Origin of the sequence: Janthinobacterium sp. ROICE36 (assembly GCF_002869965.1) — a bacterium.
Classification (GTDB): Bacteria; Pseudomonadota; Gammaproteobacteria; order Burkholderiales; family Burkholderiaceae_D; genus Janthinobacterium.
This window is the reverse complement of sequence record NZ_PEBS01000087.1, coordinates 1-21,487: the sequence shown is the minus strand read 5'-3', so window position 1 is coordinate 21,487 and position 21,487 is coordinate 1. Positions and strand designations below refer to the sequence as shown.

The 21,487-nt window shown below is 63.0% G+C and carries 20 protein-coding genes and 1 pseudogene; 13 read left to right on the top strand and 8 right to left on the bottom strand.

The genetic code is table 11. The annotated features are described in order from the left end of the window. Positions 1-935 precede the first annotated feature (935 nt). From CSZ94_RS24045 to CSZ94_RS24025, 5 genes are all read left to right on the top strand, one after another. On the top strand, positions 936-2,003 hold the full coding sequence (locus CSZ94_RS24045) for an aminoglycoside phosphotransferase family protein (RefSeq protein ID WP_102123835.1): 1,068 nt from the start codon (positions 936-938) through the stop codon (positions 2,001-2,003). 45 nt (positions 2,004-2,048) lie between these two features. Beyond that, positions 2,049-2,768, top strand: a complete 720-nt coding sequence (gene murU, locus CSZ94_RS24040; RefSeq protein WP_102123834.1) for an N-acetylmuramate alpha-1-phosphate uridylyltransferase MurU — start codon at positions 2,049-2,051, stop codon at positions 2,766-2,768. After that, the gene (locus CSZ94_RS24035; protein ID WP_180977604.1) at positions 2,768-4,090 is read left to right on the top strand and encodes an aminopeptidase P N-terminal domain-containing protein; all 1,323 of its coding nucleotides are present in this window, start codon (positions 2,768-2,770) and stop codon (positions 4,088-4,090) included. Before murU ends, CSZ94_RS24035 begins: the two co-directional genes overlap by 1 nt. 9 nt (positions 4,091-4,099) lie before the next feature. Continuing rightward, positions 4,100-5,242, top strand: coding sequence for a UbiH/UbiF/VisC/COQ6 family ubiquinone biosynthesis hydroxylase (locus CSZ94_RS24030; RefSeq protein ID WP_102123832.1), 1,143 nt, complete (start codon positions 4,100-4,102; stop codon positions 5,240-5,242). Positions 5,243-5,352: 110 nt separating this feature from the next. Then, positions 5,353-6,297: a GGDEF domain-containing protein gene (locus CSZ94_RS24025; protein ID WP_102123831.1), complete on the top strand. Its 945-nt coding sequence runs from the start codon at positions 5,353-5,355 to the stop codon at positions 6,295-6,297. 45 nt (positions 6,298-6,342) lie between these two features. On the opposite strand, the gene CSZ94_RS24020 is transcribed toward CSZ94_RS24025, so the two are convergent. The 3 genes from CSZ94_RS24020 to CSZ94_RS24010 are packed head-to-tail and all read right to left on the bottom strand — an operon-like array spanning position 6,343 to position 9,271. Next, on the bottom strand, positions 6,343-7,797 hold the full coding sequence (locus tag CSZ94_RS24020) for an NAD(P)(+) transhydrogenase (Re/Si-specific) subunit beta (RefSeq protein ID WP_102123830.1): 1,455 nt from the start codon (positions 7,795-7,797) through the stop codon (positions 6,343-6,345). An 8-nt stretch (positions 7,798-7,805) separates the two neighbouring features. Then, positions 7,806-8,120 (bottom strand): NAD(P) transhydrogenase subunit alpha, encoded by a 315-nt coding sequence (locus CSZ94_RS24015; RefSeq protein WP_102123829.1) that lies wholly within the window; start codon positions 8,118-8,120, stop codon positions 7,806-7,808. Between the two features lie 38 nt (positions 8,121-8,158). Beyond that, positions 8,159-9,271 (bottom strand): Re/Si-specific NAD(P)(+) transhydrogenase subunit alpha, encoded by a 1,113-nt coding sequence (locus CSZ94_RS24010; protein WP_102123828.1) that lies wholly within the window; start codon positions 9,269-9,271, stop codon positions 8,159-8,161. A gap of 412 nt (positions 9,272-9,683) precedes the next feature. Between CSZ94_RS24010 and CSZ94_RS24005 the strand changes: the two genes are divergently transcribed. Beyond that, positions 9,684-10,163, top strand: a complete 480-nt coding sequence (locus tag CSZ94_RS24005; protein WP_010401817.1) for an NUDIX hydrolase — start codon at positions 9,684-9,686, stop codon at positions 10,161-10,163. A 29-nt stretch (positions 10,164-10,192) separates the two neighbouring features. After that, on the top strand, positions 10,193-11,314 hold the full coding sequence (gene mnmA, locus CSZ94_RS24000) for a tRNA 2-thiouridine(34) synthase MnmA (RefSeq protein WP_102123827.1): 1,122 nt from the start codon (positions 10,193-10,195) through the stop codon (positions 11,312-11,314). Here mnmA and CSZ94_RS23995 read toward each other — a convergent pair. The 3 genes from CSZ94_RS23995 to CSZ94_RS23985 all read right to left on the bottom strand — a co-directional run bounded on the left by CSZ94_RS23995 (position 11,311) and on the right by CSZ94_RS23985 (position 13,277). Continuing rightward, positions 11,311-11,715, bottom strand: coding sequence for a response regulator (locus CSZ94_RS23995; RefSeq protein WP_102123836.1), 405 nt, complete (start codon positions 11,713-11,715; stop codon positions 11,311-11,313). The genes mnmA and CSZ94_RS23995 overlap by 4 nt on opposite strands. A gap of 45 nt (positions 11,716-11,760) precedes the next feature. Beyond that, on the bottom strand, positions 11,761-12,534 hold the full coding sequence (locus CSZ94_RS23990; RefSeq protein WP_102123826.1) for a 5'-3' exonuclease: 774 nt from the start codon (positions 12,532-12,534) through the stop codon (positions 11,761-11,763). A 71-nt stretch (positions 12,535-12,605) separates the two neighbouring features. After that, a complete protein-coding gene (locus CSZ94_RS23985; protein ID WP_102123825.1) occupies positions 12,606-13,277 on the bottom strand; it encodes a glutathione S-transferase in 672 nt (223 codons plus the stop codon). Positions 13,278-13,443: 166 nt separating this feature from the next. Between CSZ94_RS23985 and CSZ94_RS23980 the strand changes: the two genes are divergently transcribed. The 4 genes from CSZ94_RS23980 to nagZ all read left to right on the top strand — a co-directional run bounded on the left by CSZ94_RS23980 (position 13,444) and on the right by nagZ (position 18,947). Next, positions 13,444-14,496, top strand: a complete 1,053-nt coding sequence (locus CSZ94_RS23980) for a YjgN family protein (RefSeq protein ID WP_102123824.1) — start codon at positions 13,444-13,446, stop codon at positions 14,494-14,496. Position 14,497: 1 nt separating this feature from the next. Further along, positions 14,498-15,511 (top strand): M48 family metallopeptidase, encoded by a 1,014-nt coding sequence (locus tag CSZ94_RS23975; protein WP_102123823.1) that lies wholly within the window; start codon positions 14,498-14,500, stop codon positions 15,509-15,511. 102 nt (positions 15,512-15,613) lie between these two features. After that, positions 15,614-17,224, top strand: coding sequence for an FMN-binding glutamate synthase family protein (locus CSZ94_RS23970; RefSeq protein WP_102123822.1), 1,611 nt, complete (start codon positions 15,614-15,616; stop codon positions 17,222-17,224). 181 nt (positions 17,225-17,405) lie between these two features. Next, complete coding sequence (nagZ, locus tag CSZ94_RS23965; RefSeq protein WP_102123821.1) at positions 17,406-18,947, top strand: beta-N-acetylhexosaminidase; 1,542 nt, start codon at positions 17,406-17,408, stop codon at positions 18,945-18,947. Positions 18,948-18,964: 17 nt separating this feature from the next. Here nagZ and CSZ94_RS23960 read toward each other — a convergent pair whose 3' ends face one another. Then, positions 18,965-19,957 (bottom strand): oxidoreductase, encoded by a 993-nt coding sequence (locus CSZ94_RS23960; RefSeq protein WP_102123820.1) that lies wholly within the window; start codon positions 19,955-19,957, stop codon positions 18,965-18,967. Between the two features lie 109 nt (positions 19,958-20,066). On the opposite strand from CSZ94_RS23960, the gene CSZ94_RS23955 reads away from it, so the two are divergent. Next, positions 20,067-21,014, top strand: a complete 948-nt coding sequence (locus CSZ94_RS23955) for an AraC family transcriptional regulator (protein WP_102123819.1) — start codon at positions 20,067-20,069, stop codon at positions 21,012-21,014. Between the two features lie 3 nt (positions 21,015-21,017). Here CSZ94_RS23955 and CSZ94_RS28150 read toward each other — a convergent pair whose 3' ends face one another. Further along, complete coding sequence (locus tag CSZ94_RS28150) at positions 21,018-21,179, bottom strand: hypothetical protein (RefSeq protein WP_180977603.1); 162 nt, start codon at positions 21,177-21,179, stop codon at positions 21,018-21,020. A gap of 160 nt (positions 21,180-21,339) precedes the next feature. On the opposite strand from CSZ94_RS28150, the pseudogene CSZ94_RS28945 reads away from it, so the two are divergent. Beyond that, positions 21,340-21,487, top strand: a pseudogene (locus tag CSZ94_RS28945) (IS5/IS1182 family transposase); the annotation flags it as partial.

Here is a 21,487-nt window from a genome sequence, read left to right as displayed (position 1 = left end):
CTTTTACAACCGCCAGCGGCGCCACTCGCGCCTCGGCAATGTTCCGCCCGCGTTGTTCGCTGAAAAATTCAGCAAACAGACACGGGCGGCTTGAAACAAGAGTGTCCGCTATTGACAGTACACCTCAAGAGTCCGTCTATCCCCCGGTGGTGTTAATGACGACGTGTCCCCAGATTCAACAAGGACAACCCATCCACGGTACCGTTTTGGTCAGGGCCTGTCAGCAGCTTAGGCCCATCAATATTTACGAGGGTTCAAACGACGATTCACATTACATTACCCTTGCAGCACTCACCTAGCCCCTCAACCGCCTTTCTGCTGGCAGTCTCCGCATTGCTCACTCACATAAGCAACACGCCGCATACGATCACGGGGGTACATTGTTTTCGAAGCTTCACACCCCACCGTTGCCAGTGACGCATGTCCGAATAGGTGACAGATGGTCGTGCATCCGGTCGTAGCACCTGATAACTCGGGTACGACAAGGTATCTCAGAGCTTGCGCCCTTACATGACGATTGCGGCCTGCTTGATGTCTCAAATGCCATTGCTGGCTTGCCGTGAACGCCCGCACGGAAGGCGGACGTTCCAGTGTCACGGGGGTGTATCCCGTTCGTCGTTTGTAGGCAACACAATTCCGCCTTGTGGGCGAATTTCCGACGCGAGAAGACGCATGGGACAGGCAAACCTGTTCATGTATGTCAATTGCGTGAAAATTGTTTGGGTGTGGATTTGATCTGAGCTGTATCGTTTCCGTTGGGCGGATCTATACAGCCGACGCTAACATCCTCTGAAAATCAAGGACTTAGCGCATGTTTGCAGGTTTTATTGCTTGTAAGTCATTGCCGCATAGCGACCAATTAGCGACTACGTGTCGCACTGAATCCCTTATTATATGGGAATCTGCATCATCAACCCGATTCCACAGGCCGCTTAATGTCATTCTCTTCCAATTCCTCCACCGCGCCGGCCCAGGCCGACGCTCGCCTGACCCTGTTGAAAGCCTGGTTGACCGCGCTTAACCTCGTCGCGCCCGATTCCGCCCGCCCCGCTTCCAGCGATGCGAGCTTTCGCCGCTACTACCGTCTCGATATGCTGCCAGGCAATACAACATTACCAGGAAGTACACTAATCGCCATGGATGCGCCGCCCGAGCGCGAAAACGTGCTCGCCTTTGTCAAGGTGGCCGGCTTGCTCAAAGGCGCCGGCGTGTCCGTGCCCGAGATCATCGCGCAAGACCTGGACAATGGCTTCCTGCTGCTCTCCGACCTGGGCACGACCACCTACCTCGATGCCTTGAACCACGACAATGCCAGCGTGCTGTACGCCGAAGCGCTCGAGTCGCTGATGAAAATCCAGCTGGCCAGCCAACCGGACGTCTTGCCCGAGTTCGACCGCGCCTTCATCCTGCGCGAAATGAATCTGTTCCCGGAATGGTTTATCGGCAAGCACCTGGGCGCTACCTTGACGGATGTACAACAAACCCAGCTGGACAAGGTCTTCGAAGCCATCACGGCGAATATCTTGTCGCAGCAGCAAGTGTTCATGCACCGCGACTACCATTCGCGCAATTTGATGCACATCAACGATGGTTCGATTCCCAATCCCGGCATCCTCGACTTCCAGGACGCCGTCTTCGGTCCCGTCACCTATGACATCGCCTCGCTGCTGCGCGACGCCTACATCCAGTGGGATGAAGAACTGGTACTCGACTGGGTGATCCGCTACTGGCAACGCGCCAAGCAGCTGGGCTTGCCAGTGAATCCCGACATCGACGCCTTCTACCGCGATTTCGAATTCACGGCCCTGCAGCGCCACCTGAAAATCCTCGGCCTGTTCGCGCGCCTGAATTACCGTGACGGCAAGGATCTGTACATGGGCGACCTGCCAACCGTGCTCGACTACGTGCGCAAGACGGCCAACCGCTATACGGAACTCAAGCCGCTGGTGCGTTTGCTCGATGCATTGGAGAATAAAATGCCCCAGGTCGGCTATACATTCTGATCACTTCAGAGCAATGTACAAAATAAATCAGAAAACGAGTATTCCATGAAAGCCATGATCTTTGCCGCAGGCCGCGGTGAACGGATGCGTCCGCTTACCGATACCTGTCCCAAACCGCTGCTGAAAGTGCGCGGCCGTCCGCTGATCGTCTGGCATGTGCTGAACCTGGTGCGCGCCGGCATCACGGACATCGTCATCAACCATTCCCACCTGGGCCATCTGATCGAGGATACCCTGGGCGATGGCAGCGCGTATGGCGCGCGCATCGCGTATTCGCCAGAAAGCACGCCGCTGGAAACGGCGGGCGGCATCGCCCAGGCGCGCCATTTGCTGGGCGAGGAACCGTTCCTGGCCATTTCCGGCGACATCTATTGCCCTTACTTTGATTTCAAGCAAGTACTCGACGTACTGGCCGACAAGGATGTGCTGGGCACGCCGTACCCGGCCGACCAGCGCGACATCGCCTGGACTTACCTGGTGCCCAATCCCGACTTCCACCCGCAAGGCGACTTCGGCCTGACCTTGTTCGCGATCAACAATACGGACGAGACGAAGTGGACCTTCGCCAATATCGGCGTCTACCGTCCTGACATGTTTGACGGCATCGCGCCGGGCAGCCACGCCAGGCTGGGCGACCTGCTGCGCAGCTATGCGGACCAGGGCCGCGTGGGCGGCGAAGTCTATCCTGGCGAGTGGACGAATGTGGGCACGCCACAGCAGCTCGACGCGCTCAATGGCGTCACGGCCAAGGCCAGCGCAACATGATGGCCAACTACGCGGCACGGCGTGCGGCGCTGCTGGCGCAGATGCTGCCGGGCAGCGTGGCCATCCTCGCCACGGCGCCCGAAGTACCGCGCAACAGCGATTGCGATTATCCGTATCGCCACGACAGCTATTTTTACTACCTCAGCGGTTTCACGGAACCCGACAGCGCCGTGGCCCTGGTGGCCGCCAGCGCCACGGCGCCCGCGCGCGCCATCCTGTTTTGCCGCGCCAAGAACACGGAGCGCGAAATCTGGGATGGTTTCCGCCATGGCCCCGAGGCGGCGCGCACCAGCTTCGGTGTTGACAGCGCCTTCCCCATCGAGGAACTCGACGTGGAAATGACGCGCCTGCTGGCCGACGCCCCGGCCATTTACTATGCGCTGGGCGGCAGCCTCGATGCGCAGGTCAAGGTCTGGCTGCACAATGTGCGCAAGAAGGCCCGCAGCGGCGTCACGGCCCCCGCTATCGCGCACGACATCAATGGCATGCTCGACGCCATGCGCCTGCTGAAAGACCCGCAAGAACAAGACCTGATGCGCCGCGCGGCGGCCATTTCCAGCGCCGCCCACGTGCGCGCCATGCGCGCCACCCGGCCCGGCATGCACGAATGCGCGCTGGAAGCGGAACTGCTGTACGAATTTCGCCGCAGCGGTGCGCAGTTTCCCGCGTATTCCTCCATCGTGGCCAGTGGCGACAAGGCCTGCATCCTGCATTACAGCGCCAACAACGGCGTCTTGAAAGAAGGCGAACTGGTGCTGATCGATGCCGGCTGCGAACTCGATGGCTACGCCTCCGACATCACGCGCACCTGGCCCGTCAACGGTCGTTTCAGCGGCCCGCAGCAGGCGCTGTATGAGCTGGTGCTGGCGGCGCAGCAGGCGGCGCTGGACATGGTGCGCCCCGGCTTGCCGCACAGTGCCATCCACGAGGCAGCCGTGCAGGTACTGTCGCAGGGCATGCTGGATTTGAAATTGCTGGAACGGCAAAAAAACGGCAGCGTGCAGGACGTCATCGCCGACAAGGCGTATATGCCCTTCTACATGCACGGCACCAGCCACTGGCTGGGCATGGACGTGCACGACGTGGGCGCCTACCGCGACACGGGCGCGCCAGGCAAGCCATGGCGCGCTTTGGCACCGGGCATGGTGCTGACGGTGGAACCGGGCATCTATGTGCGCCCCGGCGCGGGCGTGCCGGAGCAGTTCTGGCATACCGGCATCCGCATCGAAGACGATGTGCTGGTCACGCCGCAAGGCCATGAAGTCTTCAGCACGGCGCCCAAAAGCGTCGCTGAAATCGAACAACTGATGTCACAGGATTAACGCCGCCGCATGCATACACCGTCCACTTTCGATCTCGCCATCTGCGGCGCCGGCCCCGTCGGCATGGCGCTGGCCGCCCTGCTGGTGCAGCGGGGCACACGTGCCGCCGGCATCGCCCTGCTCGACGCCAAATCCATCGAGCAAGCCAGGCGCGACCCGCGCACCATCGCCCTGTCGCACGGCAGCCGCCAGATTCTCGAGGAAGCGGGCGCCTGGCCTGTGGCAGCGACGCCGATTCATCAGATTCACGTCTCGCGCCGCGGCCGGTTCGGACGCAGCCTGATGGACCGCAGCGAGCATGGCGTCGAGGCGCTCGGCTATGTGGCGCGTTACGGCGCCGTCGTCAGCGCGCTGGCCGATGTATGCGAGCGCCTGGGCGTGGCCAGCTTGCGCCCGGCGCTGGTGACGGGGAGCGCGGAGGATGCCGATGGCGTCAGCGTGCAGATCGAACAGGCGGGCGCCGCGTCCAGCTTGCGCGCCAAGCTGCTGGTGCAGGCCGAGGGCGGCCTGTTCGGCCAGCAGCCGGAGCGCGCCGTCAGCCGCGATTATGGCCAGAGCGCCATGATTGCCCATGTGCGCGTCAGCACCCCCATCGCCCATCGCGCCTACGAGCGCTTCACCGACGAAGGCCCGCTGGCCCTGCTGCCGCAGGACGACGGCTACGCGCTGGTATGGTGCGTGCCGCCCACGCGCGCCGAACAATTGCTGGCCCTGGACGACGCAGCCTTCCTGGAACGCCTGGGCGCCGCCTTCGGCAGCCGCCTGGGACGTTTTACCCACACGACGGCGCGCCTGGCCTATCCGCTGGGCCTGAACGCGCAGGCGGGCGGCACGGCGCGCACGGTCGCCATCGGCAATGCGGCGCAAACCCTGCACCCGGTGGCGGGGCAAGGCCTGAACCTGGGCTTGCGCGACGCCGCCGTGCTGGCCCGCGTGCTGGCGCAGGACAGCAGCCCCGCAGCGCTTGCACGCTACGCCAGCCTGCGCCAGGCAGACCGGGGGCTGACCGTGCGCGTCACCGACACCATGGCGCGCATTTTCACGGGCAGCGCTCCCACGCAAGGCTTGCTGGGCCTGTCGCTGGGCTTGCTGGATGCCTTCAGCCCGGCGCGCAAAAGCTTGGCGGAACTGATGATGTACGGCCGCCGCTGAGGCTCAGTCATCAAGGAACGAGCGAAAAAGAAACAGCGAACCGATCCGGCATGGAATAAACGGCCGGCGGATGCGACAATGGCTGTCACCTGGCTTTCGGCGACCGTTCCATGACAGATGCATTGCCCGCAGCACCGCCTGCCGCTCTTCCCGAAGTACTTTTTTCCCGCCTGCTGGAAGATGCCCTCGACGCCGTCATCATCATCGACGAGCAGTGTCGCATCCGCTATATCAATGGCGCCATGCAGGCACTGTCGGGCTATGCCAGCGGGGAATTGCTGGGCCAGACCCTGAACGGCCTGTTGCCCGATGCCCTCGGCGCGCAGCACGACAAGCACGTGATCAACTACATCCGCAGCTCACGCACTTCCAGCGTGCTGGGCAAGATACGCGAATTTGCCATCCGCCACCGCGACACGCAAATGATTCCCATCGAAATGAAGGCGCTGGACCTGGGCGTGGTCGACGGCATGCGCTATTTCGGCGCCTTTTTGCTCGACGTGCGCGAACGGCGCGAACTGGCGGCGAAAAACGCCAGCCTGCTGGCGCAGCTGGAACAGCAGGCGCTGCACGATGCGCTGACGTCGCTGCCCAACCGGCGCGCCTATGAAGCCCAGGCCGAGCAAGCGATGGCGCGCGCGGCGCGCAGCGGCGCCGCCCTGAGCGTGGGCGTGGCCGATCTCGACCACTTCAAGAAGATCAACGACCGCTATGGCCATGCCGTGGGCGATGCCGTGCTGCGCACGGTGGCGCAAGCGCTGCGCGACACGGGACGCATCACCGACGTGGCGGCGCGCCTCGGTGGCGAGGAGTTCGGCCTGCTCTTCCCCGACGCCAGCCTGCAGCAGGCATACCAGGTGACAGAACGCATCCGCGCAGCGGTGGCCGCCGCCATCACCCTCTTGCCCGATGGCCGCCATCTGCAGGTGACCATCAGCATCGGCGTGGCGTCCTTAAAGGCCGGCGTCAGCCTGGACGCGGCCATGTCGGATGCCGACAAGGCCCTGTATGTGGCCAAGCACCAGGGACGCAATCAGGTGGTGGCGGCAGAATAAAAACGGCCCGCGCAAGGCGGACCGTCCGGTAGGAGCAAGCAGCGTTTATTCGATGGCTTTCAGCATATCCTCGATCACCTTCTTGGCGTCGCCAAACACCATCATCGTGTTCGGCTGGTAGAACAATTCATTGTCCAGCCCCGCATAGCCAGAAGCCATCGAGCGCTTGTTGACGATGATGCTCTTGGCCTTGTACGCTTCCAGGATCGGCATGCCGGCGATCGGCGATGTCGGGTCTTTCGCCGCCGGATTGACCACGTCGTTCGCGCCCAGCACCAGCACCACGTCTGTCTGGCCGAATTCGCCGTTGATGTCTTCCATCTCGAAAACCTGGTCGTACGGCACTTCCGCCTCGGCCAGCAGCACGTTCATGTGGCCCGGCATGCGCCCCGCCACGGGGTGGATCGCATACTTGACGGTGATGCCCTTGTGCGTGAGCTTTTCCACCAGCTCTTTCAACGAGTGCTGCGCGCGCGCGACGGCCAGGCCGTAGCCGGGCACGATGATGACGGTTTCCGCATTGCTCATGATGAAAGCGGCATCATCGGCCGAGCCCGATTTCACGGGGCGCTGTTCCTGCGCACCGGCCACGCCTGCCGCCGGCGCAGTGCCGCCGAAGCCACCGAGGATGACGTTGAAGAACGAGCGGTTCATGGCCTTGCACATGATGTACGACAGGATCGCGCCCGACGAGCCCACGAGCGAACCGGCGATGATCAGCATCGAGTTATTCAGTGAAAACCCGATGCCGGCGGCGGCCCAGCCGGAGTAACTGTTGAGCATCGACACCACCACCGGCATGTCGGCGCCGCCGATGGGAATGATGATCAGCACGCCCAGCGCAAAGGCAATGACGGCCATGACGATGAACGGCGTCCAGGCCGGCTCCACGCCGTCGGCGAAGCAGAACGCCAGGCCCAGGCCGACCATCACCAGCGCCAGCACCAGGTTGAGCATGTGCTGGCCCTTGAAGCTGACGGGCGCGCCCTGGAACAGGCGGAACTTGTATTTGCCCGACAGCTTGCCGAAGGCAATCACCGAACCGGAGAACGTGATGGCGCCGACAAAGGTACCGATGAACAGTTCGAAGCGGTTGCCGATGGGCAGCGCCTGACCCTGCTGGGCGATATTGAAGGCCCATGGCTCGGACACGGCCGCCACGGCGATGCACACGGCCGCCAGCCCGATCAGCGAATGCATGGCCGCCACCAGTTCCGGCATCTTCGTCATTTCCACGGTTTTTGCCAGGTAGGCGCCGATGGCGCCGCCCGTGACGATGCCGATGATGACGAGGGTCAGGCCCATGCCGCCCGTTTGCTGCTCCTTCAGTTTCAGAATCAGCGCCACGGTGGTGACGGCGGCAATCGCCATACCGCTCATGCCGAAGGCATTGCCGCGGCGCGCAGTCGAAGGCGACGACAGGCCTTTCAGGGCTTGGATGAAGCACACCGAGGCGATCAGGTACATCATCGTCACCAGGTTCATGGTGACGAAGCTCATGGCGTGACTCATTCTTTTGCTCCTTGCTTGGCCTTCGGTTCTTTTTTGCGGAACATCTCGAGCATGCGCTGCGTGACGAGGAAACCGCCAAACACGTTGACGGCGGCCAGCGCCACGGCCAGGGTGCCGGCCACTTGCGCCAATGGGCCTTGTGTCAGGCCCGCCGCCAGCATGGCGCCGACGATGATGATGGCGGAAATGGCATTGGTAACGGCCATCAGCGGCGTGTGCAGCGCCGGCGTGACGGTCCAGACGACGTGGTAGCCGACATAGATGGCCAGCACGAAGATGATCAGGTTAGTGATGGTGTGAGTGATTTCCATGATGTTGTTCTCTCCCGGTGCAGCATTATTTTCGTAACTTATTTGCGCAAGATCGCGCTGTCCGCGCAGACCAGGCTGGCCTTGATGATTTCATCCTCGCGGTCGATCAGCAACAGGTCGTCCTTGTCGATGATGAGCTTTAAAAAGTCCAGCACGTTGCGTGCATACAGGGCCGAGGCATCGGCCGCCACCAGGGTCGCCAGGTTCGGCTCGCCCACGATGTAGACGCCGTGCTTGATGACCGTCTTGCCCAGTTCTGACAAAGGGCAGTTGCCGCCCTGCTCGACGGCCAGGTCGACGATGACGGAACCGGGCTTCATGGCTTTCACCGTTTCTTCGGAGATCAGCACGGGCGCGGCGCGGCCGGGGATCAGGGCGGTGGTGATGATGATGTCGGCCAGTTTCGCCCGTTCATGCACCAGTTCGGCCTGGCGGCGCATCCAGTCGGCCGGCATGGCGCGCGCATAGCCGCCCGCGCCCTTGGCGATTTCCTTTTCTTCCTCGGTGAGGAAGGGCACGTCGAGGAATTTGGCGCCCAGCGACTCGACTTGTTCCTTGACGGGCGGGCGCACGTCGGACGCCTCGATGACGGCGCCCAGGCGCTTGGCCGTGGCAATCGCCTGCAGGCCGGCCACGCCCACGCCCATGATCAGCACGCGGGCTGCCTTGACGGTACCGGCCGCCGTCATCAGCATGGGCATGAAGCGCTGATAGGTATTGGCCGCCACCAGCACCGCCTTGTAGCCGGCGATATTGGCTTGCGACGACAGCACGTCCATCGACTGCGCGCGCGTGATGCGCGGCACGGCTTCCAGCGCGAAGGCGGACAGGCCGGCCGTGGCCATGGCAGCGATATTGTCCGCGTCAAACGGGTTGAGCATGCCGATCAGCACCGTGCCGCTGGCCATCAAGGCCCGTTCAGGGGCATCGGGGGCGCGCACCTTGAGCACGATGGCGCAGCCATAAGCTTCCTGGGCTGTGCCGATCTGCGCGCCGGCGGCGGCATACGCCTCGTCGGGAATCGACGCTTGCAAGCCCGCTCCCGCCTGCACGACGATCTGATGCTTGACTGCCAGCTTCTTGACTGTCTCGGGCGTGGCTGCCACCCGCGTTTCACCAGGCCGTGTTTCGGCCGGTATGCCTATCCTCATGATGCCTCCGCTAATTGATAAACTGACTAGAATCTAACACGGAAAGCAGCGCGTTAAACGTTTGTGAAGCAGCAACTTTTAGTTGTACGACACTAATTTCACCAGCATCCCCGGTTTTCGTTTCACCATGCGGCGCGACGACCATATTGTGGAAAGGTGTATCAATCTCACCACAGTCGAGTCTGCGTGCGCGCTTGTTTTGACCACAGGGAAAGCCTATATTAGCGGGCGTTTCCTGCCATCTTGCCGACTAAGCCCCCATGCTAGTGCGCTCTCCGGGAAAGACGTAAGTACCTCCCACCGCTATTTGCTAAAACGTTGTCATTTATCAATATGTCCGCGCAACAGAAGGCCGGCTTCAAACCGCGCGCGCAGAACAAGATAAAATGTCGGCTCTTTCAAGGATGGAATCATGCCGAGAATCTGGAAACCCTCTGTCACCGTTGCCGCCATTGTCGAGCGAGACGGCCTGTTTTTACTGATTGAAGAAGAGACCAGCGAAGGCATCAAGCTGAATCAGCCGGCCGGTCATCTCGACCCGTTCGAGTCGCTGGAACAGGCGGTGATCCGCGAAACCCTGGAAGAAGCGGCCTACGATTTCATCCCTACGGCACTGGTCGGCATGTACATGTCGCGCTATCAGTCACTGCGCACGGGCGAGGACGTGACCTATTTGCGCTTCACCTTTTGCGGCACGGCCGGCGCCGAGCATGACCGCCCGCTGGACGAAGGCATCATCCGCACTCTGTGGATGACGCGCGACGAGCTGGCGGCATGCCAGGAACGCCACCGCAGCCCCCTGGTGCTGCAGTGCGTGGACGAATACCTGGCTGGCCGGCGCGCGCCGCTGGCCCTGCTGCACACACATGCGTCCGTTTTTAATAGCGCATAGCAATTATCTAAAAGTAACTGGAAAGCAAGATGAGCAAGAAGAAAGTCGTTATCGGCATGTCGGGCGGGGTCGATTCCTCGGTCGCGGCGTGGATGCTGAAGGAACAAGGCTATGAAGTCATCGGCCTGTTCATGAAAAACTGGGAAGATGACGACGATTCGGCATACTGCTCCACCCGCCAGGACTGGATCGACGCGGCCAGCGTGGCCGACGTCATCGGCGTCGATATCGAAGCCGTCAATTTCGCCGCCGAATACAAGGACCGCGTGTTCGCCGATTTTTTACGCGAATACCAGGCCGGTCGCACGCCGAACCCGGACGTGCTGTGCAACGCTGAAATCAAGTTCAAGGCATTCCTCGACCATGCCATGACGCTGGGCGCCGACCTGATCGCCACCGGCCATTACGCGCGCGTGCGTCAGGCGCCGAGCGACGCGGGCCGCTACGAGTTGCTGAAAGCCGTCGATGCCAGCAAGGACCAAAGCTACTTCCTGCACCGTTTAAATCAGGCGCAATTGTCGAAAACCCTGTTTCCGCTCGGTGAGATCCCGAAGACGCAAGTGCGCAAGATCGCCGAGCAGCTGGCCCTGCCGAACGCGCAGAAGAAGGATTCGACGGGCATCTGTTTTATCGGCGAGCGCCCGTTCCGCGAATTTTTGAACCGCTACCTGTCCTACCAGCCGGGCCCCATGAAAACGGCCGATGGCAAGACGGTGGGCGAACACGTGGGCCTGAGTTTTTATACCTTGGGCCAGCGCAAGGGCATCGGCATCGGCGGCGTGAAGTCGTACCAGAATGCCGATGGCAGCAGCGACGCCTGGTATGTGGCGCGCAAGGATATCGCCAACAACACCCTGTGGGTGGTGCAAGGCCATGACCACCCGTGGCTGCTGTCGCCGGCCTTGACGGCCGACCAGGCCAGCTGGGTCGCGGGCGTGGCGCCGCAAGCGGGCGCCCTGTCCGCCAAGACGCGCTACCGCCAGGCCGACGTGGCTTGCCAGCTGCTGCCGGATGGAAATGAACATTTCAGCCTGGCGTTTGACCAGGCACAATGGGCCGTCACGCCGGGCCAGTCGGCCGTGCTGTATGACGGCGACGTGTGTCTGGGCGGCGGCATCATCGCCAGCGCGACGGGCCTGGCCGGCGCCTAAGTATTGCCCTGCGCGGCGGCGAGTGCCTGCTGCTTGCGCACCATGGCAATCACCGTGTTGCGTACGGTTTTCAGCACCGTGTCGGCCATGAAGGGTTTCACGATGAAGCCCGACACGCCCATCGCGTGGGCCGCCTGCAGCGAGGCGGCGTCGATGCCGCCAGAGACCATGAAAATAAGCGTCTTCGGATACTGGGCGCGGATGGTTTGCACCACATTGGTCCCGTCTTCCACCTGTTCGCGCGCGATGCACACGAAATGCGGGTGGTGCTTGACCAGCAGCGCCAGCCCCAGCGTGCTGGTATGCGTCTGCCCGCAGACATCGTAGCCGCCATCGATCAGGACCGTGTTCAGCAGGCCCCGCGCCACGGCGCTGCTATCGATCAGGACTGTCTTTAACATCATGATTACTTCCCTTGCTTGATTGTTCTTGTCTTGCACTGCGCCTTACTTTTCCCACACCAGCTTGTTCCAGGTCACGCCTAAAGTCACGTCCGTCTTGAGTTCCACTAACTTTCTTGAAAGATACAGTATTTCCCGCTCTTTTCGCAGGCTTTCGCCCAGCGCACCGGGTAAAATCCCTGCGCCGGCCATCACGGCATCGATATTGCCGTAGCCGCGCAACAGTTTCGCGCCCGTCTTCAGGCCGATCTTCGACACGCCGGGGATGCTGTCGGTGACGTCGCCCATCAGCGCCAACAGGTCGGGCAGCAGTTCCGGCGGCACGCCGAACTTTTTCTCGACCCAGGCGCGGTCGTGCCAGATACCCTTGAAATGGTCCCACACCAGCGCACCATGGGCGATCAGGCCATGCAGATCCTTGTCGGTGGTGGCGATGACGGCCGCGCCGCGCCCCTCGTGCAGCCAGCGCATGACGGCCGTGCCGATGACGTCGTCGGCCTCGACCTCGGGAATGCTGACCACGTGCATGCCGAAGCTGGCCAGGGTGGCATAGAAGCCGGGCAAGGCGTCGCGCAGCACCTGCGGCATGGGCTGGCGCCCTTCCCGGTAACCGGCATACAGGGCGTGGCGCCAGGTCGGGCCGCCAAAGTCGAAGGCCGGCAGGATGTGCGTCGGCTCGTGGTCGTTGATCAGCGTGCGGAACGACGACAGCGCGTGGCGCAGCGCGATTTCCGCCTTCAGGTCGGAATCGGGTTCAGGACTGGCTTCGTAGACGCGGCGTACGATATTCAAGCCGTCGATAGCGAGGAGTCTGGCCATGCGGTAAGTAGATACTGATTGAATCGATCATTTTACCGTATGGTTCCCCGCACGAAGCCCTTCAATGCCGCTTATTTGGCGAAATCGTAGGGCCCGCCCCTTTCCAGCGCCCGCTGGTAGGCGGGCCGCGCGTGGATGCGCTGCAGGAACGCCGTCAGCTTCGGCAGGCGCTCGTCGAGTCCGCCCCGCATGGCGGCCGCTTCCAGCGGAAAGCTCATCTGGATGTCGGCCGCCGTGAATTCATTGCCGGCAAACCATTTGGTGTTTTCCAGCTCCGCTTCCATGTAGGCTAGCTGGCTGTTGATATTGGGCAGGATGAAGCTGCTCTTGACCTTGCTGGCGATGCCGCGCGCGATCGGCTTGACGAAAAACGGCATGGGCGACGATTCCACCTTGTCGAAAACCAGCTTCATCAGCAGCGGCGGCATGGCCGAGCCTTCCGCGAAATGCAGCCAGTAGGTCCAGCGCAGCTTCTCCGGCGTGCCCGCCGCCGGGATCAAGCGGCCATTGCCGTAGCGCTCGACCAGGTAGTCGATGATGGCGCCCGATTCGGCAATCGTATTGGCGCCATCCGTGATCACGGGCGACTTGCCCAGGGGATGGACGGCTTTCAGCGAGGCGGGCGCCAGCATGGTTTTCGGGTCGCGCTGGTAGCGCTTGACCTCGTAGTCGAGGCCCAGCTCCTCGAGCAGCCAGAGCACGCGCTGCGAGCGCGAATTATTCAGATGGTGGACGACGATCATGGTGTTTCCCGTTAGGCAATGGTTGAGTTCCAGTATAGCCGGGACGGGAAAATCGCGGCGGCAGAGGCTGCACACCAAAATAAATTGCAAAAAACAGTATTTTCAATTGATAACTCTTCAATCTTCCCTTATCTTGTTTTGTTTCCAATAAGTAAGGAAACCCTCTGTGGATTTCGACACAAACAACACTACTCCCCAGCGCGAAGCCATTACCTTCAGCGCCACCGGCAGCGAATACTTCCGTATCTGGATCGTCAACCTGCTGCTGAGCATCGTCACCTTGGGCATTTATTCCGCCTGGGCCAAGGTGCGCCGCAACCGCTATTTCTATTCCAGCACCCACCTGGCCGGCAGCAGCTTCGAATATCACGGCAATGCCGTGGCCATCCTGAAGGGCCGCATCGCGGCCGTGGTGCTGATCGGCGGCTACAACATCGCCTTCCATATCTCGCCCATCGTCGGCCTGATCATGCTCGTGCTGATGCTGGCCGTGCTGCCATGGCTGGTCTGGAAAAGCCTGCAATTCAAGCTGTACAACACCAGCTACCGTGGCATCCGCTTCGGCTTTGACGGCAGCGCCAAGGAAGCCTACAAATACTTCCTGTGGCTGCCCATCCTGAACACCTTCACGGCGGGTCTGATGACGCCGTTCCTGCACCAGCGCCTGAAACGCTTCCAGCACACGCAAAGCCGCTTCGGCAGCAGCAACTTCAGCTTCGACGCCAGCGTTGGCAGCTTCTACAAAACCTATTTGCTGTTCTTTGCCCTGCTGCTGGCCGGTTTCCTGGTCTTGATCTTTGTCGTCTTCGCCAGCGTCTTCGCCACCTTTGCCACCAATGCCAACGATGTGACCAAGGCCGGCAGCATCTTCGGCGCCGTGGCCGCCCTGTATGCCTGGGCCTTTATCGTGCTGCCGCTGTTCCTGACCATGATCCAGAACCTGATCTGGAACCACACGCGCCTGCAGCAGCACCAGTTCCAGTCGCAGCTGACCTGGGGCCGCACCACCTTCATCATGCTGACCAACCTGCTGGGCATCGTCGTCACTCTGGGCCTGTTTTCGCCATTCGCCCACGTGCGCTGGCTGAAATACCGCCTGGAAGCGACGTCCATGCTGGTGCACGGCAGCCTGGACGCCTTCGTCGCCGCCACCGGAGAGCAAGTGTCGGCCACGGGTGAAGGCATGGTCGACCTGCTGGACTTCGACCTGTCGCTGTAGCATGACGCTCGACCATCACGCGCCGGGCGCCGCCCCCGTGCCCGCGCGCTATTTCGACGGCCAGACCTCGCGCCTGTACCACGTGACGCTCAACGTGCACGATGGCATGGCCGTGCTGGCCGGCGATATCGCGCGCAGTTGCCCGCTGGCCGAGCTGCACGTGTCCGAACGCAGCAGCCACGCCGTGCGCAAGGTCAGTTTTCCCGACGGCGCCTACCTGGAGATCGCCGACCAGTCGGCCTTCAACGCCATGCTGCACGACACAGGCCACCGCGACGGCTGGGTGGTGCGGCTGCAGCAAAGCTGGCGCGGCGCCCTGCTGGCCACGGTCGCCACCGTGCTGGCCTTGTGGCTCAGCTATCAGTACCTGTTGCCGGTGGTGGCGAAGGGGGTCGCGTATGCGATTCCCCAGTCCGTCGAGCGCCAGCTGGGCCAGGGCGTGCTCGATTTCCTCGACGGCCACGTGTTTGCGCCAAGTCAACTCGATGCGGCGCGCCAGCAAGCCTTGCGCAGCCAGTTCGCACGCCTGTCCACGCCCGGCGACAGCACGCCCGCGCACCGCATCGTTTTCCGCAAGAGCAAGATCGGTCCGAATGCCTTTGCCCTGCCGTCCGGCGACATCGTGCTGACCGATGAAATGGTGGACCTGCTGCCGGACGACCTGGCCATCATGGGCGTGCTGGCGCATGAGCTGGGCCATTTGCAGCAGCGCCACCTGACGCGGCGCATCATCCAGACCTCGGCCGTGGGCGCCGGCGCGGCGCTGCTGTTCGGCGACGTGTCGACGGTGGTGGCCACCGTGCCGCCGCTACTGCTGGACTTGAAGTATTCGCGCGATGTCGAGCGCGAGGCAGACGACTATGCGATCGCCATGCTGCGCCAGAACGGCATTGCGCTGGAACACCTGGCGCAAGTGTTTGTCGCCCTGGGCAAGCTGGACCAGGGCACGCCGTACTTGTCGAGCCATCCGGCCAGCGCCGAGCGGGTGGCCCGTATCCGCGCGGCACAACGGTAAGCCTCACGCGGCGTCCAACGGGCGCCGCGCTCTTTCCCTCCAGCACGTTCCGCAAATCGAAGGTAGACTCGACAGTATCAGTCTGACTTCACCGGAGTGCCCATGCACCTAGTACCATTTCGCTACCTGACCTTCATTGCGACGGCCGCCATCTTTGTCCTGTCCCTGTTTTACTACGACCATTACTGGCTGCCCGTGCTGGCCGGTGCGCTGACCCTGGTCGGCCTCAGCGACCTGCTGCAAACCAAGCGCGCCCTGCGCCGCAACTACCCCATCCTCGCGCATTTCCGCTTTTTCTTCGAGAGCATCCGTCCGGAAATCCGCCAGTACTTCCTGGAAAGCGACAGCGAGGCGACGCCGTTCTCGCGCAGCCAGCGCAGCATCGTCTACCAGCGCGCCAAGGAGCAGACGGACAAGCGTCCGTTCGGCACCCAGCTCGACGTGTATGCAGCGGGCTATGAATGGATCAACCATTCCATCGCCCCCGCCAAGGTCACGGGCCACGATTTCCGCATCGAGATCGGCAACCACCCGGACTGCCCGCGCGACAAACCGTATTCGGCCAGCGTCTTCAATATCTCGGCGATGAGCTTTGGCGCCCTGTCGGCCAACGCCATCCTGGCCCTGAACGGCGGCGCGCGCAGCGGCGGCTTCATGCACGACACGGGCGAAGGCAGCATCAGTCCCTACCACCGCGAAAACGGCGGTGACCTAGTATGGGAAATCGGCTCCGGCTACTTCGGCTGCCGCAACCAGGACGGCACGTTTTCCGAAGAACGCTTCATCGCCAACGTCAGCTCGGAGCAGGTGAAAATGATCGAGCTGAAAATGTCGCAGGGCGCCAAGCCGGGCCACGGCGGCGTGCTGCCCGGCCCAAAAGTCACCATCGAGATCGCCACCACGCGCGGCGTGATGGTGGGCGAGGATTGCGTCTCGCCGGCCGCGCACAGCGCCTTTTCCACGCCACTGGAAATGCTGCACTTTATCGACCGCCTGCGCACCCTGTCGGGCGGCAAGCCGACGGGCTTCAAGCTGGCCATCGGCCATCCGTGGGAGTTTTTCGCCATCGTGAAAGCCATGCTGGAAACGGGCATCACGCCCGACTTCATCGTCGTCGATGGCAGCGAAGGCGGCACGGGCGCGGCGCCTCTGGAATTTACCGACCATGTGGGCACGCCGCTGCAGGAAGCGCTGGTGCTCGTGCATAACACCCTGGTGGGCGCCAACCTGCGCGACAGGATCAAGATCGGCTGCTCGGGCAAGATCATCACGGCCTTCGACATCGCCCGCCTGCTGGCGCTGGGCGCCGACTGGTGCAATTCTGCGCGCGGCTTCATGTTCGCGCTGGGCTGCATCCAGTCGCAAAGCTGCCACACGGACCGTTGCCCGACGGGTGTGGCCACGCAAGACCCGCAGCGCCAGCGCGCGCTGGTGGTGTCCGACAAGATCGCCCGCGTGGCGCACTTCCACCAGAACACCATGAAGGCGCTGGCCGAACTGATCGCCGCCGCCGGCCTGGCGCACCCGCAGGAACTGCGCCCGCACCACCTGGTGCGGCGCATCTCGCCGAATCAGGTGAAACTGGCTTCGGCCCTGCTACCCTTCCTGGAAGCGGGCCAGTTGCTCGACCCGAGCCAGCTGCCGCAGCTGCCGCCCGTGTTCGGCCTGTACTGGCCCAAAGCCCAGGCGGTATCGTTCCAGCGCCTGGATTAAGCCCTGCATTGCGTAAGTGGAGCAATACCACTTAATAACCACTTGCGCAAATATCCAAATCCAATACAATACCAAAACAAGTACAAAACGCAGGCAGCTTTTCCGGTGATCGCCCAGACGCGCCACCACGGTGCCAGAATACGTATATCGTCGTCACAATAAATACCGGAGGAGTTGCAGCATGGAGCAGGGTTTGCGCGAAAAAGTAGGACAGTTGTTCATGGTGGGCTTCGACGCCCTGCAGGCGGACGAGCATATCAAGACCTTGATACGCGAAAAGAAGGTGGGCGGCGTGATCCTGTTCCGCCGCAACGTGCACACGCCCGCGCAAGTGTCGGCCCTGTGCCGCGAGCTGCAGGAAATCAACGCGGAAGTATCCGACACGCCGCTGCTCATCGCCATCGACCAGGAAGGCGGCATGGTGATGCGCATCGAGCAGGGCGTCACGCCGATTCCTGCGGCGATGGCTTTCCAGGCGGCCGGTTCCGTGGAAGACTGCGAACGCATGAACCAGATCAGCGGCGATGAAATGCGCCAGGTGGGCATCAACCTGCTGCTCGCGCCCGTGCTGGATGTGAACAACAACCGCAACAACCCCGTCATCGGCGTGCGCGCGTATGGCGAAGATGCCGCCACCGTCATAGCCTACGGCATGGCGGCCATGCGCGGCCAGCGCGCCAGCGGCGTGGCCGTGACCGCCAAGCACTTCCCCGGCCATGGCGACACGGCCATCGACACGCATTACGCCATGGCGCTGGTGCCGCACGACAAGGAACGCCTGCGCGCCGTGGAACTGGCGCCGTTCCGCGCGGCCATTGCCGGCGGCGTGGATGCCATCATGACGGCGCACGTGGTCTTTCCCGCCTTCGAAGCCGATACCAGCGTGCCGGCCACGCTGTCGAAAGGCGTGCTGACGGACCTGCTGCGCGGTGAAATGCAATACCAGGGCGTGGTCATCACCGATTGCCTGGAAATGGCGGCCATCGCCGACGGCGTCGGCATCGCCCAGGGCGCCATCGCCACCTTGCAGGCGGGCGCCGACATCGTCCTCATCTCGCACCGCGAAACGCAGCAGACGGCTGCCATCGAGGCCGTCATCGCCGCCGTGGAGCGCGGCGACATGGCGATCTCGCGCATCGACGCGGCTTGCGCGCGCGTGGCTGAACTCAAGCGCAACCGCGCCGTGCGCGACTGGCGCACGCGCCCGGTCACGCCACCGGCACTGATGCAGCCGGCCGCCATGGCCCTGTCGCAGCTGCTGCAAAAGGCCGCCTTGCGCGTGCAAGGCGCATACCGCGCGCTCGACGCCAGCCTGCCCGTGACCCTGCTGACGGTGGAAGTGCGCTCGCGCAGCGAAATCGATGAAGTGGCGCTGGGCCGCAACAAGGAAGCGCGCAGCTCCATGCTGCCGGCGCTGCTCGAAGCGGGCCTGGACGTGCGCGAGTATGCCTTGTCGGCCGCAGCGCTGGACGACGAGGTCAACCAGGCCATCGCCTTTGCGCAAGGCGCGCAGCAGATCGTGCTGCAAACGTATAACGCCATGTTCGTCGAGGGCCAGCGCCGCCTGGTCGAGGCCCTGCCGCAAGATAAACTGTGGCTGGTGGCGGGCCGTTTGCCGTACGACCTGGACCTGGCACCCAACGCGCAAGGCCGCCTGGCCGCCTTCGGCTGCCGCCCTGCCGCGCTGCTGCCAGTCGTGGAAAAACTGGCGGGCCAGGCGTAAAGCCACGCCGGCATGTTCTATTCTGCGTCGCAATCGAAGCGCACGCCCGTCATCTGCTCGCTCTGCATCCATAGCTGGCGTGCCTGCACAGGGTCACTGGCCCAGCGCCGCACGCCCGACCCCGTGCTGTCGTCTGCCACCAGGGCAGCGATATCGCAATCCTCGCAATATACGCCACCGATACCATCGAGCTGCGCGCTGGTGGCGCACCACACGGCCGTGGCGGCGCCCTGCGCCACATTCTTGAAACCCGATTGCGGCGGCGGATTCACCTGACCCTGTTCATCGAGCGCGCCCACCCCGCGCATGTCGTCCAGGTCCAGGTGGCGCAGCAGCGGCGTCAGGATGGCCCCCGGATGCAGCGAGAAGGCGCGCACGCCGTGCGCCGCAGCAAGTCGGTCCAGCTCCACGGCAAACAGGGCGTTAGCGCTTTTCGACTGCGCATACGCGCGCCACTTGTCGTACGGCTGATGCAGGAAATGCGGGTCGTCCAGGTCGACGCCCGCCTGCCGGTGTCCCAGCGACGACACGCACACCACGCGCGCGCTCTGCGCCCGCCGCAAGGCGGCCGGCCACAAACGCGCCGTCAGCTGGAAATGCCCCAGGTGATTCGTCGCGAACTGCGCCTCGTAGCCACGCGCATCGCGCAGCAGGGGCGTGGCCATGATGCCGGCGCCATTCACCAGTATGTGCAGGGCGCGGCCGGAGGCAAGATAGGCGTCGGCAAAAGTGTCGATGGCCTGCGGATCAAGCAAGTCGAGCGTGGCGATCTCCACGCCGGCCATGCCATGCAAGGCCGCTTGCGCCTGATGCGGATCGCGCGCCGGTACCAGCACCGTGGCACCGGCGCCGGCCAGCGCGCGTACCGTTTCCAGTCCCAGGCCCGAATAGCCGCCCGTGACGATGGCCTGCATGCCGGACAGGTCGCGCCCGGCCAGCGCTTCGGTGGCCGTGGTGCGCGCGTCAAAACCGGAATGCAAGGGAGTTTGAAGGGTAGTGGTATAGGTCATGGCTGCCTGGGCGTGATCGATAAAAACCCATTGTGCGCGCCGCAGTCTGGACTGTGAATGGCGTAAAATCTTTAATACGATCGCCATCGTCCAGAATTGCCCCTCCACCATGGATTTGCTCTCCGATGTACTCTCGCTGTTTGATACGCGCAGTTCCTACTTTGCCGGCCTGAAGGCGGGCGGCGACTGGGCCATCGACTTTCCGCCGCCGGACGGCATCAAGTTCAACGCCGTGATCGAAGGCGGCTGCTGGCTGACGGTCGCGGGCATCGATGCTCCCGTGCAACTGCAGACTGGCGACTGCTTCCTGCTGGCGCCGGGGCGCGCGTTTACCCTGGCCAGCAGACCAGGCTTACCGGCGGTCCCGGCGCTGCAGGTGTACCAGGATGCACAGCAGGGCGTGGCCCGCCACGGCGCGTCGCAGCACGATTTTTTCCTCATCGGCGGACGTTTCAGCTTTGGCGACGAAGCGGCCATCCTGCTCGACTGCTTGCCGCCGCTGCTGCACCTGCGCGGCGATACGGACCAGGCCAGCGTGCTGCACTGGACCTTGCAGCGGCTGGCGCAGGAATTGCAGGCGACGGCGCCCGGCGCGGCGCTGATGACGCGCCACCTGGGCCACATGATGCTGCTGCAGGTACTGCGCCAGTATCTGGCGGAGCAGGACTCGCACCCGGCAGGCTGGCTGTTTGCGCTGGCAGATGGCAGGCTGCGCGCCGCCATCGAAGCCATGCATGCGCAGCCGGCACGCCGCTGGACCTTGCTGCAACTGGCCGCCGTCGCAGGGCAGTCGCGCTCCGCCTTTGCCCTGCACTTCAAGAGCAAGGTGGGCATGACGCCGCTCGATTATCTGCTGCGCTGGCGCATGCGCCTGGCCGTGCGGCGCCTGAAGGACAGCGGCGCGCCCATCGCCTCGATCGCGCAGGCGCTGGGATATGATTCCGACAGCGCCTTCAGCCACGCCTTCAAGCGCGTCATGGCATGCTCGCCGCGCCAGTACCGCCTGCGCCACGCGGGCGCGCAGGCGTCAAAAAACCCGCAGCAGCGAGTTTTTTGACGTTCAGGGCTGCGCGACTGGCGGCAAGGCGGCCACCGCCAGCAAGGCGAACGGCCCGAGGAACAGGCCGATGCCGAACCAGATGCCGCCATTGCGCCCACGCCGGCTGGCCAGCAGCCAGGTGGCGATCGCAAACAAAAACATGAAGATCAACAGTATCGCCATTGCCACTCCTTGCCATGTGGAAAGCCCAGTGTAGCCCACGGGCGCGCCCGTGGCCAGACGTATATCAAGCCTTAGCAGGGTGTTGAATTAATCGCCGTGCCCGTCAACCATCACGGGCCGGTAAACGTTGTTTCATCAGCCCCACTTTCCCACCGCCATCATGCGCAAGACCGACGTCACCCAGCACTCTCTGTACAGTTACCGCTCGTTGGAGGAACGCATCCCGGATGCGCATCCCTTGCGCAAATTGCGAGTACTGGTCGATGCCATCCTGGCCAACATGAACGATGATTTCCAGGCGCTGTATT